The 12,506-nt window shown below is 62.1% G+C and carries 9 protein-coding genes; 1 reads left to right on the forward strand and 8 read right to left on the reverse strand.

Annotation, left to right across the window (positions count from 1 at the left end):
• Positions 1-323: 323 nt before the first annotated feature.
• From QME24_RS23970 to QME24_RS23995, 6 genes are all read right to left on the reverse strand, one after another.
• Positions 324-1,742 (reverse strand): TolC family protein, encoded by a 1,419-nt coding sequence (locus QME24_RS23970; protein WP_029885348.1) that lies wholly within the window; start codon positions 1,740-1,742, stop codon positions 324-326.
• Positions 1,739-2,614 (reverse strand): HlyD family secretion protein, encoded by an 876-nt coding sequence (locus tag QME24_RS23975; RefSeq protein ID WP_009682395.1) that lies wholly within the window; start codon positions 2,612-2,614, stop codon positions 1,739-1,741. The genes QME24_RS23970 and QME24_RS23975 overlap by 4 nt, the downstream gene beginning before the upstream one ends.
• Entirely contained in the window at positions 2,611-2,823 is a 213-nt protein-coding gene (locus QME24_RS23980; RefSeq protein ID WP_009682394.1) for a DUF1656 domain-containing protein, read from the reverse strand. Before QME24_RS23980 ends, QME24_RS23975 begins: the two co-directional genes overlap by 4 nt.
• Positions 2,820-4,907 carry an FUSC family protein gene (locus tag QME24_RS23985; RefSeq protein WP_054906181.1) on the reverse strand — a complete coding sequence of 696 codons (2,088 nt, stop codon included), beginning with the start codon at positions 4,905-4,907 and terminating at the stop codon, positions 2,820-2,822. Before QME24_RS23985 ends, QME24_RS23980 begins: the two co-directional genes overlap by 4 nt.
• Positions 4,904-5,356, reverse strand: a complete 453-nt coding sequence (locus tag QME24_RS23990) for a MarR family transcriptional regulator (RefSeq protein WP_029885345.1) — start codon at positions 5,354-5,356, stop codon at positions 4,904-4,906. Before QME24_RS23990 ends, QME24_RS23985 begins: the two co-directional genes overlap by 4 nt.
• A 210-nt stretch (positions 5,357-5,566) precedes the next feature.
• On the reverse strand, positions 5,567-6,361 hold the full coding sequence (locus QME24_RS23995) for a tetratricopeptide repeat protein (RefSeq protein ID WP_192441389.1): 795 nt from the start codon (positions 6,359-6,361) through the stop codon (positions 5,567-5,569).
• Positions 6,362-6,568: 207 nt separating this feature from the next.
• Between QME24_RS23995 and QME24_RS24000 the strand changes: the two genes are divergently transcribed.
• Entirely contained in the window at positions 6,569-7,129 is a 561-nt protein-coding gene (locus QME24_RS24000) for a WYL domain-containing protein (RefSeq protein ID WP_054906179.1), read from the forward strand.
• Between the two features lie 23 nt (positions 7,130-7,152).
• Here the strand turns inward: QME24_RS24000 and QME24_RS24005 are convergent, their stop codons facing one another.
• Both QME24_RS24005 and QME24_RS24010 read right to left on the reverse strand, forming a co-directional pair.
• The gene (locus QME24_RS24005; RefSeq protein ID WP_054906178.1) at positions 7,153-7,494 is read right to left on the reverse strand and encodes a hypothetical protein; all 342 of its coding nucleotides are present in this window, start codon (positions 7,492-7,494) and stop codon (positions 7,153-7,155) included.
• Between the two features lie 212 nt (positions 7,495-7,706).
• On the reverse strand, positions 7,707-12,506 hold a 4,800-nt coding region (locus QME24_RS24010), incomplete at its 5' end, for an immunoglobulin-like domain-containing protein (protein ID WP_281691073.1).

Raw genomic sequence — 12,506 nt, forward strand, 5'->3', positions numbered from 1 at the left:
TTTGATACGGCCAAGCTTTTCAGCTCTGAACACCTCAGAAAAGCTTGACCGCCAACAGAGTATCTACGTTTGTTTCGGGCCAATTATTCCTGTGGGATTTGCGCGCGAACGCCTTGGCGCATGCCTCAAAATCGCCGTACGAACAAGGCGGCCGCGCGCATCTGGCACAGGGGTTACTGGCCCGAAACAAACGTAGGAGCGAGCGCAGCTCGCGATTGCGCCGCGCGGGCGGCGCTCGATCTCACAGGCGCTGCATACCTTGTGGCAAACACCTGTCAGCCCTAAAGCGATCCCTGTGGGAGCTGGCGGCCGGCGATTGGGCCTCAAGGCTTTGAGGTGTCCTTCCAGCCGCCACCGAGGGCGAGGAACACACCAATTTGCCCCAACGCCACTTGGCTATCGGCCGCTGCCAGTTGCGCGCGCATGTCAGTATAGGTGCGGGTCGCCTGCAAGTCCGCCAGGAACGACTCACGCCCGGCCTGGTAGTACCGGTGCGTCTGGTCAGCCGCATCCTTGGCCGACTTCTCTGCCTCGGCCAGTGCGTCACGCCGGTCCAGCAGGGCACTGTACTGCGCCAGGCGAGTCTGGGTCTCGCGGATGGCGTTCAGCACCACACCGTCGAAATTCGCCAAGGCTGCTTGCGTAGAGGCTTCGGCCATGCGGATGCGCGCGCGTGTGCCGTTGGTGGGGATGCTCCAGCTGATCTGCGGGCCGAAACCCCAGCGGTTGGTCGACGGCTCACCAAGGTTTTCCAGAATACCAATCGTGCCCACCTGGGCACCGATGCTGATGTCCGGGTACAGCGCGCCGGTAGCAACCCCGATAGAGGCAGTTGCTGCGGCCAGCTGGCGTTCGGCCTGGCGCACATCAGGCCGGCGTTTGAGCAACGCAGCACCGTCGCCCACCGGCACCAACTGGTTCAGGTGCGGCAGCTCGGCACAATCGGCGGTTCCGGCGGGCAACTGGTCTACCGGTTTGGCCAATAACGCAGCCAAGGTGTACAGGCCGGTTTCACGTTCGGCCTTGAAGCGCGGCAGTTCGGCGCGCAAGGACTTGAACTGGGTCTGCGAGCGGGTGACCTGGGTTTCATCGCCACGACCTGCATCACGCAAGCGCTGGTTAAGCTTTACGCTTTGCTCCTGCAAGTCGAGCGACTGGCGGGCGATGTGGTATTCCTCGTTGGCCGAGCACACTTGGGTATACGCCTTGACCACGTCGGCCACCAAGGTGATGCGGGCGGTATCGGCAGCAGCCTGCACCGCGTCTGCATTGGCCTTTGCAGCCTCGGTACCACGCTTGAACGTGCCCCACAGGTCGAACTGATACGAAGCGCTGATGATGGCCTCGCCAATGTTGGCCACCGGCACCTTCTCAGGCTGCAGGAAAGCTTCGCCAGACTCCTGCAAGCGCTGGGCACCCAGTTTGACGCCGCCGTTGAAGCCACCTTGCGACTCGGCCACTTCGACCTGGGCGCGGGCCTTGGCGATGTTGGCCGCGGCTACGCGCAGCTCGGTATTGGCACTCAGGGCCTGGCGCACCAGCTCGTTCAGCCGTTGATCCTGATACAGCTGCCACCAGTCCTCGGGCACCGGCGCCGAAACCACGCTGTCGGCATCCTGGCGCAGCGGGCCATTAAGGTCGCTGCGTTGCACCGCCGCGTCCTTCGGCACCTCATAGTCGGGGCCGACCATCATGCAGGCCCCCAGCGACAGGCACAGGCCAGCCAGGATGAGCTGTTTCATGGGTGCTGGCCCTCGATGATCGACACCGTGGCGGTACGCCCGGCGATCATGCGGAAGTCCTCTGGCACTTCATCAAACGCAATGCGCACCGGAATACGCTGGGCCAGGCGCACCCAGCTGAACGCCGGGTTGACGTTGGGCAGCAGGTTGGCGCCGCTGCTGCGGTCGCGGTCTTCGATGCCGGCGGCAAAGCTCTGCACATGGCCGCGCAGGCGGGTGTTGTCGCCCATCACGCGGATATCCACGGCATCGCCGAGGTGGATGCCGCCAAGCTTGGTTTCTTCGAAGTAACCGTCGACGTGGTACGAGGCACTGTCGACCACCGACAGCACCGGGCGGCCGGCGGTGACGAATTCGTGGTTACGCGGCGCACGGTCGTTCAGGTAACCGTCCACCGGGCTGCGTACCACCGAGCGGTCGAGGTTGAGCTGGGCGGTATCGACTGCCACCTGTGCCTCGCTGACGGCCGAGCGGGCGCGGGCCACGCGGGACTGGCTTTCCTCCAGTTGCTCGGCCGCCACCAGGTTGCCCAGCTTGCGGTTGCGCTGTGCTTCGCGGGAGGCCTGGGCCAGGGTTTCCTGGCGCTCGCCGAGGGTGGCCTTGGCCTGGCGCAGGGCCAGGGTGAAGCGGTCCTGGTCGATGGTGAACAGCACGTCGCCGCGCTTGACTGTCTGGTTGTCGTGCACCTCGACTTTCTGGATCAAGCCCGACACATCGGGGGCGATCTGGATCACGTCGGCGCGGATATGGCCGTCACGCGTCCAGGGTGCAAACATGTAGTAGACGACCATCTGCCACACGAGCACGGCGGCGAAGGTCACTACCAGCAAGGTCAGGACCACACGGCCCAGGGTCAGCAAAGGTTTTTTCATGGCAGCATCAGGTTTCGGCAAAAGTGGTCCACCGCGCCAAGCAGCACGGCATACAGGGCAACGTTGAACAACGCCCGGTGCCAGACCAGGCGGTAGAAATGCATGCGCACCAGCACCGCGTGCAGCCCAAGGAACAGCAGGTAGGTGCCAAGCATCATCACCAACAGCGTGGGCAGGAACACCCCGCTGATATCCAGTTCACCAATCACAGGGGCGCTCCGTCGAGGCCGGCAGGCAGTTGCAGTTGTTCGTCGGGTTCGAGCATCACCTCCACACCTGGCAGCAGGGCAAGGCGCAGGCCGCTCAGCGCATGCAGCAGGTGGGTGCGGGCATCGCCACGCTCGTACAGTTCATCCAGGTTCAGCGCCAGCCGCGCCCGCTCCATGTTGCGCAGCAGCGCGGCCGGCGCATGCAGGCGCTGGCCAGCATGCAGGCAGGCGGCGTAGTGCGCACCCACCTCGGTAACCACGGTGTTGAGGCGGTCACGGGCTTGCTGACCAGCGCGCGGCAGGTAGGCCAGCAAGTCGAGCAGGTTCAACCCCACACGCAGGTCACGCAGCGCTACACCGCTGTCCTGGCCCGTTTGCGAAAGGCGCGGCAGGTGCTGCATCAGGCGGTCGAGCATCTGTACGCCAAGCTTGCGGTGTTCGGCCAGGGTCGCCGGCCCGGTCATTTCGACAATGTCGCGCCAGGCGAAGCGGGTCATGCGCTTGGCAGCCAGCTCTACCCCAAAGGGGCGCATGACCAACGTCCAGATGAAGGCGAACAGCAGGCCGACAGGGCCGGCCAGGTTGGAATTCAGGAAGGTGAAGAAGTCGGCATCATAGGCGCCCTGGATGCTGATGAAAGTCGAGGTGTTGACGATGGTCAGCAACGTACCCAGGTAAAAACGCGGTTGCACGGTCAGGGTGCCGACGCAGATGAACGGCACGGCAAAGGCCAGCACCAGCATCGGGAAGTCGTGCAGGTTGGGCAGCACCAGGAACAGGTACAGGCTGGAGAAGATCACCGACAGCAAGGTCCAGAAGAAGAACCGGTAGATCTGCGGTGCCGGGTCGTCCATGGCCGCGAAGAAACTGCACGACACGGCCGCGAGAATTACCGCGCTGGCGCCGTCGTTCCAGCCCAGGCCAATCCACAGGCCACAAGCGACGATGATCGCCAGCACCGTGGTGGCCACCGAGTACAGCATCAGGCCACGGTCGAAGAACGGTGTCAGGCGGCCCAGGCGCCAGTGCCGGTACACGGCCCGCCAGGGCGTGGCATCGTCAGTGCGCAGGGCATGTTGCAAGGTGCAGCAGTCCTGCCACAGGTCGGCCCATTCGGTCAGCCGGTACAGGGCGTTGGATAACAGCAGCTCGGCGCGCTGGTCGAGCATGGCGGCAGCGGGCTGCAGGCGCTCGATCTGCTCGTGCAGCGCAGCCCAGCGGGCGACAGAGGGGCTGGCGGCAGTCCCTTGCAGCCATTCGCGAGCGGCGGCGAGCACAGGCTGCAACTGGGCGAACTGGGCCGGGGCCCGGCCCTCCAGGGCGACCAGCGCATCATCGAGCGCATCGATGACCGGCAGCAGGTGAATCATCCGCCCACGCAGCTCACGGGCGTTTTTCAGGGTGTGCGGGCCAGCCCCTTCGTGGCCGAGCTGGCCGATCATCAGCTCCAGCGAGTTGAAGGTGGTGACCATCGCCCCGCGCATGCCGCCGACCTTGTCGGTGCTGCCAGCGCGGGCCAGGTAGGTATCGCTGTAGTTGAGGGCCTCGGTAAACCAGTTGCCGGTGGCGCCGACCACCACTGGGGCCAGCCGGCGAGGCCAGAAAATGGCGCCAACGACGGCTGCGCAGACAATCCCCAGGCAGATTTCCTGGGCGCGGGAAGACGCGACCTCAAACACCGCCAGGGGGTTATCCACAACCGCCAGTGCGATCATCGGCAAGGTGTAGCCGGCCAGCATCAGCATGTAGTTGTTGGCCGTGCGCAGGTTCAGCGAAAGGAACAGCAGGGTGCCGGTCCACAGGGCGATGGCAATGCTCAGCAGCAACGGCGACTGTACCAGCGGTGGCACCAGGAGGACCGCCCCCCCGGCACCGAGCAAGGTGCCCACGGCACGGTACAGCGCCTTGGAGCTGGTTGGGCCAACGAAGGGGCTGGAAACGATGTACACCGTGGCCATGGCCCAGTAGGGCCGCGGCAACTGCATGAGCAGGGCAATGTACAGGGCGGTCATCGAGGCCGCGAAGGTGCGCACACCGTAGAACCAGTCCCGCGCCGGGGGGACCGAGCTGAAGAAGCCGTTCATGCCACCCCGCCTGCACCGCCCAGGCCGGCAGCCTCGAAGGCGCGCAGCACGCGCAAGGCGGCTTCCAGGTCAGCCTGGTCGATGCCTTGCAGCACATCCCTGCGCACGCGCACCAGTTCGGCTTCGATGGCTTCGGCCAAGCGGCGGCCTTCAGCGGTGAGGCTCAGGGCCTTGGCGCGACGGTCCAGGGGGTCTTCACTGCGGCAGACCAGGCCGGCCTTGCACAGTTGGTCGAGCAGGCGTACCAGTGACGGACTTTCCAGGCCGGCTGCCTGGGCCACCGCTACCTGATGCACACCGTCGCCGAGGCGCACGATCATCAGCAGCGGCGCAGCGCAGGCCTCGGAGATGCCGTAACTGGTCAACGCGCAATGGCAGATGCGCCGCCAATGGCGAGCCGCAACTACCATGCCACTGCTGACCTGCAGGCGCAGGAGATCAAGGGACATGAACAGTATCCAGGTATATTCATAGTTTGCTAACTATCAATATACGCTCGTACCTCCCCCTGTCGTCAACAGCGGGTGACGAGGGGTATGGATGAATGGTTGTGCATGCTGGAGGGTGTATTGCCTGTGCTGGCCCTATCGCCGGCAAGCCGGCTCCCACAGGTATTGCACACATACTGCAGCCTGTGGTCGCCTGTGCGAGCGAGGGAATCAGGAGTGTATCTGGTCTTCCAGCTTCATGGTCAGGGCGAGTGTGCTGCCCATCTGCAAGGCGCGGTCGCGCCACTGCAGGTAGCGCACGCTGTCACGGCTGCTGAAATGCACCGCCAGCTCTTCGGCCGCCTGTACCACCCCTGCGGCTGCCGCCAGTTCCAGCCAGTACAATGCAGCCTTGATGTCGGGTTCCACATACAACCCGTGCATCAAGCGATAACCCACCTCGAAGCGGCAACGCGCTTCGCCACGCTCGGCCCCGCGCATGAACCACTGGTAAGCCTGCACCAGGTCTACCTGCCATTGCTGCTCGCCATCGCACACTTCTTCTTCATACAGGTCACCCAAGGCCGCTGCGGCATGCAACATGCCGCGCTCGAAGGCCTGCCGGTAGCAATCCGCCGCCTGGGCATAGGAGGTGTCGACGCCCTTGCCGAAGTAATGCTGCTGGCCCAGGTTGAACCACGCGGCAGCATTGCCCTGCAGCGCCGCCATGCGCAACAGGTGCCCGGCCAGCACGGTGTCAGCGCGCCAATACTTGCCGTTGAGCCAGATCCAGCCCAGGTCGTTGAGTGCCGCTACGCTACCTTGCAACGCCTGGTGGCGCAGGTCGGCGTAAACCGCCTGCAGGTCACTGGCTTCATCCAAGCGGTTGATCAGCAGCGAGCGCTGGCTGGGCAAGCCTACCCCGGCGAACAACCGGTGCCGCCTGCCGGCCGGTGCCGGGGCGGCGATGACCCGTTCGGGCAAAAGGCGGGCAAGCAGCGAATGGATATTGCTGGCAGCAGACATGTTCATCCTCATTGAACGACGCACAACCCCAACCTTCGGCTGTGATGAGGCGTGATTCTGCGTGATGTCACGTCAAAACCTGTCGCGAACGATTCGACACCAGGCAACCAAATGCGACTTATTTGATCTGAGCAGGGCGTGGCCAATTGCCATGACCCTCGCCTGCCGCCATGCTATGACGGCAAGCCTAGACAAGGACGTTATCTTTTGCCGTTCGCCACCACTCGCGCCACCCTCAGCCGTCAATGGGCGCTGCTGCGTCAGCTACCCAGTCGCTCCCCGGGCATTACCAGCGCCGAGCTGGTGTGGCGCCTGCGCGACGTGGGCTTCACTGTCAGCAAGCGTACCGTTGAACGCGACCTGAATGAGCTTTCGTTGATTTTTCCGCTGGAGCGCAATGACAAGAGCATACCTTTCGGCTGGCACTGGGCGGCCGGTGCCGTGGGCGAACTGCGCGGTAATTTCGACTTGTTGACCCACTTGCGCGGCGATGCACTGCAACCGGCCCAGGGGGAGGGCGTGGAGTTGGTTGCGTGGATCAGCGATGCATTGGCGCGGCAGTTGCGCGAGGCCCCGCTGAGCAGCGACATGCAGCTGACGGCGCTGGAGCATGGGCACCGGCTGCGAGCCACGGTCAGCGATGGCTGGCCGCTGCGCTGGTGGCTGTTGAGCCAGGGGGACGGGGTGGTGGTGGAGCAGCCGATGGGGTTGCGCGAGGAGATTGGCAAAACCTTGAGCAATGCGGCTGCGCAGTACCAGAATCGCTAGCCTGCGCCGGGGCTGAATCAGGCTTAGATCAACCCGCCCTGCTCATCTTCGTCGATCAGGTTATTCAGGCTGCTGAGGGCCTTGCGCGCGGTAGCGCGGTTCAGCAGCTTGGCCTGTGCACCCGGCGGCAGGTCAGTGATCTTGAATACCCCTTTGGCAGTCAGCACATCGATCAGGTCTTCAAGCACGCGGATCATGTCCAGGTCACTTTGCTTGAGCTGATTGAGGCTGTTTTCCACGACATCATCGGCAAACCATTCCTGAATATCGGCATGGTCGGCTGGGAGCATCTCGGTGAACTCATCAAAAGCGGCTGCCTCTACACGCAGCAACTTACCGGCGGCATTGCGTTGCACGTAGAACATGGCGGTGTCCCTCGTCACTTTGGTTCCTTGTTGGTAGGCAGCAGCATAGGCAAAGATCAGCAGGCACGCAGGCCCAGCGCCTGAGTATGCGCTGTCGGAAGGTGCCAGGAAAGAGCCGGCACGGCCATTACCTGGTTGATGGGGCCCTTGCGGGCGCGGCCTTGTGGAATGAAACAGGGGCCGCGACGGTCAGGCGCGGCCCCTTCAACACATCAGCTGTCCTTGTTGTGGATGATGATGGTCGGGTCAGCACCGCTGATCAACGAGTTGATCGTGGTGTTGGACCAGTTCACCCCTTCAAGCTTGATGGTCACATCGGCATTGGCGATACCGCCTGCGGCGTTGAGCTTGCCTTCGCTGCTGACCTGCAAGGTGGTCGTACCTTCAACCGTGGTGAGCTTCAGGTAATTGTCGATAGTACTGCCCTTCTCGCCTTGCAGCAGATCGCTCAAGTCGATCTTGTCCTTGTCCCCCATCTTGAAGTCCTTGATGACGTCGTTACCGAAATCACCCGCCTTCCACACGAAGGTGTCTGCGCCGCTGCCACCGATCAGGATATCGTCGCCCTGGCCACCGATGAGGGTGTCGTTCCCGGTACCGCCCAGCAGGATATCGTTGCCTTTGCCACCATCGAGCGTGTCGTTACCACCTTGGCCAAAGAGAATGTCGTTGCCATTGCCGCCTGACAGGATGTCGTTGCCGTCTTTGGCGCCGGAGATGTCGAACTCGTTGTAGTGCTCAGTGATGTACTGGTGGACATTGCTGGTGGTGATGGAGCTGACATCAACGCCGCTCTTCTGTGCGACATAGCTTTGCAGGGCCTGATAGCCCTCGCTGACGACACCATTGAGGGTAATCAGGTCGCCGAAGATGATGTCGTTGCCGTTGCCACCGTCGATGGTATCGGCACCTGGCACCGTGGCTTCGGTATGACCGAGAATCGCCTTCGCCAGGTCGGACGGGTCGATGTTGGTCTGCGGCTTGCCTGCGCTGTCGTACGGCTTCAAATCAGTGAGCGTCACATCGCTGTTCAAGCCGATAGCCTGGACTTTGCTCAAACCGTTAGTGCCACCCAGCACAGCGAAGCTAGCCGTGGAACCCGAGGCCGCCTCGCTATAGCTCCACTCATTCCCCCAGCCCGCTCGCGAGGATATCTCGTAGGTGCCATCACCTTGGGCATGGATGGTGCCCACTTCGTAGGTATCGACAGAACCATTGCTCTTGTACGTGTAGACGTAAACAGTGCCACTGCTGTCGATGTCGAACCTGTGCGTACTATCGACCATGGTGCTGAACGTATCGCCAATTTTGTAATTGTTGACGTTCACCACATCGTCCAGGTACTTGCCGCCGGTCCACAAACGAGGGTTGGTCGACTCGCCACTCTGATAGAACGTTGGCTTACCATCGGTAATGAAGTACGTCAGGTTTTCAGCACCTTTGTTACCGGTGGCGATGGTGCTCTTGAAGAAGTTGGACGTGGTCTTGAAGGCGTCCTCGTAGTTGGTGCCGCCCCCGTAGTAACCACCCACCATCGAGTTAAGTACCGCCTGCAACTTGCTCAATGCATCCGCGTCGGCAAGGTTCACCGCCACGTTCTTGTTCACCTGGCTGTCGAAGTCGACGAGGAAGATGTTCACCGTACCCGAGGTATCAGCACCCAGGCTGGCCTTGAGCGAGTTGAATACCGAAGCCAACTGCGTCTTGGCATCGGCAATCGACTTATCGCTCATGCTGCCCGAGCTGTCGACCATGAAGGCAATGTTGTAGTTCTTGCCCTGGACCACGTTCAGGCCCGCCACGTCGGCGACGATGATGTCGTTACCTTCGCTGCCGGTGAGGGCGTCGTTGCCCGATGTGCCTACGCTGGCCTTGTAGGTCGCGGGATACACGGTTACCGGGATATTGCCGGTGGTAATAGCCGAACCACCCACGCTTTCAGTGGCAGTCGAGATGACCGTGATGTCGAACGAACCTTTGTAGTAGGTCGGTGGCGTCAGCGTCAGGCTGCTGAGTTTCCAGCCCGTTACGTCCACCGGCGTGCTGCCTACCGTGACAGTATGGCCTGCACCGTCGCTGAGCACGGTCCCTTTGGGGATACCACTGAGGCTTACGCTCAGGGTTTCCGAACCGTCAGTGTCGGTCAGGGCGGTAGAGATAGCCACCAGTTTGACCGAGCCGCCCTCCGGCCCCTCGTTGAGCTTGTAGCCGTCGTAGTAGCTTTGCCCGTTCACAGTGTGCAGATCGGACACGCCCAGGCCAGCCTTGGCCATCTCGGTCACGTTCTGGTACATCTTGATGTTCGAGCTGCTCAGGTCGGTGACGCGACCGTCGCCGACCTTGATGTTCAGGTCATAGCTGCCTGGGCCGGCCTGGTTGGCATGGTAGACCTCGATCGGGTAGTAGCCGCTGGTGTTCGGGGTAAAGGTCCCCGACACCTGGCCACCAGCACCCCAGGTGGCAGTGACCACAGTCTTGCCGCCGATGGTGACCACGAAGCTGTCGTCGGCAGTGCCGCTGAAGGTGTAGGTCTTGCCGGCTTCGAGGTAGATCAGGCCTGAGGTTTTCGAACCGGTGCCACCTGCAACGCTGCCATCGGACTGAACATTGGTCGTGGTGCTGCTGGAGCTGGCACTGCCCGAGTTGGCAAAGACCGTCTTCAGGTCATCGCCGGTAATGCCGTTACCACCCGTGCCAAGACCTTTGAGGCTGTTCCAGACTTCCTTGGTGAGGCCTTTGGAATCGATGTCGGCGCTGCCGAAACTCAGCGTCGGCTTGTCGGCAACCGGGCGAATGTCGACCTTCATGGTCGAATCTGTGCCTACGTTGGTGCCGTCATTCGGCTTGAACTTGAATTGCGCGTAGTCGGCTTGCTGGTTGCCCACGCCGTTGCCGCCATAATTATCGGTCCCCGACTCGTTGCGCAGCGGAACGAACTTCAGGTTGCCGGCCTCGATGCTGGCCTGGCTGACAACCTGGCCAACGCCCACATTCGTCCAGGCCGTGCCGTTGAAGAACTGCAACGTGCCGGAACCCGGGATCGAGCTGATGGTTACCGACAGACCAGTGTTGCCATCGGGGTCGGAAACATTGAAGTCGCTCCAGGCAAACACATAGTCGGTGTCTTCCACACCAAACACTGCACCGTCGCGCGAAACCGGCATGTGGTCGTTGTCTACGATGGCCGTGGTAACGCTCGACTTGCTGGTATCCACCTGCAGGTTCTCGAACTTGCCACCCGACACGCCTACGATCGTTACCACAAAGTTTTCGGTACCTTCGACCAGCTTGTCGTCGATGGTGCCGATGGTGAACGTGGTACCGCTGCTATTGGCCGGAATCTTCACAGTGGTCACACCGATGAAGTCCTCGCCGTTCTTGGCGGTGCCGCTGTAGCTGAGCGTAACGGTGACTTCGTCCTTGGCCTCGTGGGTGAGGTTCAGGGTGTAAGTACCCGTCTCGCCTTCGTTCAGAGACGTCGTGCCGTTGATGCTGACTTTGGCAACGTCACCTTGGCCAGACGGCTCGTCGGTGACCGATGTGCTGACGCTGGTGGTGCTCGGCACCAGTTTCTCGAACACCTTGTCGCCGCTCACGGTGATGTCGGTGATCGACTTGGTGATCGTCGGCTGGCCGCCTACGTATACGTCGTCCGGCGCATTGATGGTCACGCTGCCGGTGGCAGAACCCGCATTGATGGTGACCTGGGTGCCACCGCTCAGGGTGACGGTCACACCGCCATGGCCGGTAACCGGCAGGTTGCTGTTATCGCCCACCAGGGTCACGGTGTACGTGATCGCGCCACCTTCGGCCACGGTGGACTTGTCCACCGACAGCACTGCAGTGACCTTGCTTTCGGTATCGGTCACGCTGACCGAGGCCGGGTTGCTGAACTCCAGCTTCTCGAAGGTGGCGTTCGGCACTTCGGCCTTGCTGATACCCACCGTGACGGTGCCCGGGTCCTTGAACACGTCGTCACCTTGCGCCGGTGCGGTGTAGACCTTGCTGGTCTCGCCCGCCTTGAAGAGCACGGTGTCGTTGTTGCTCAAGGTGACGGTCAGGTCCTTGTCCAGCGGCTTGTTCAGGCTGACGGTGAAGGTTGGTGCAGTGGCTTCGTTGACCGAAGACTGGTTGGCAACGATGCTGACCTTGACCAGGTCGCCTTGGCCAGACGGTTCATCGGTAACCGATGTGCTGACGCTGGTAGTGCTCGGCACCAGTTTCTCGAACACCTTGTCGCCGCTCACGGTGATGTCGGTGATCGACTTGGTGATCGTCGGCTGGCCGCCTACGTATACGTCGTCCGGCGCATTGATGGTGACGCTGCCGGTGGCCGAACCCGCATTGATGGTGACCTGGGTGCCACCGCTCAGGGTGACGGTCACACCGCCATGGCCGGTAACCGGCAGGTTGCTGTTATCGCCCACCAGGGTCACGGTGTACGTGATCGCGCCACCTTCGGCCACGGTGGACTTGTCCACCGACAGCACTGCAGTGACCTTGCTTTCGGTATCGGTCACGCTGACCGAGGCCGGGTTGCTGAACTCCAGCTTCTCGAAGGTGGCGTTCGGCACTTCGGCCTTGCTGATACCCACCGTGACGGTGCCCGGGTCCTTGAACACGTCGTCACCTTGCGCCGGTGCAGTGTAGACCTTGCTGGTCTCGCCCGCCTTGAAGAGCACGGTGTCGTTGTTGCTCAGGGTGACAGTCAGGTCCTTGTCCAGCGGCTTGTTCAGGCTGACGGTGAAGGTCGGTGCAGTGGCTTCGTTGACCGAAGACTGGTTGGCAACGATGCTGACCTTGACCAGGTCGCCTTGGCCAGACGGTTCGTCGGTTACCGATGTGCTGACTTTGGTGCTGCCCAGATTCAGTTGTTCGAACTGATCGGCGCCAGCACCTTCGACCTTGGTCAGGCCTTGGGTGATGGTGACCGGGTCGTTGACGTAGACGTTGTCTGGCGCAGTGACGGTAACCGAACCGGTGGCCTCACCTGCCTTGACGGTCACAGTAGT

This window comes from Pseudomonas sp. PARCl1 (assembly GCF_947311875.1).
Classification (GTDB): Bacteria; Pseudomonadota; Gammaproteobacteria; order Pseudomonadales; family Pseudomonadaceae; genus Aquipseudomonas; species Aquipseudomonas juntendi.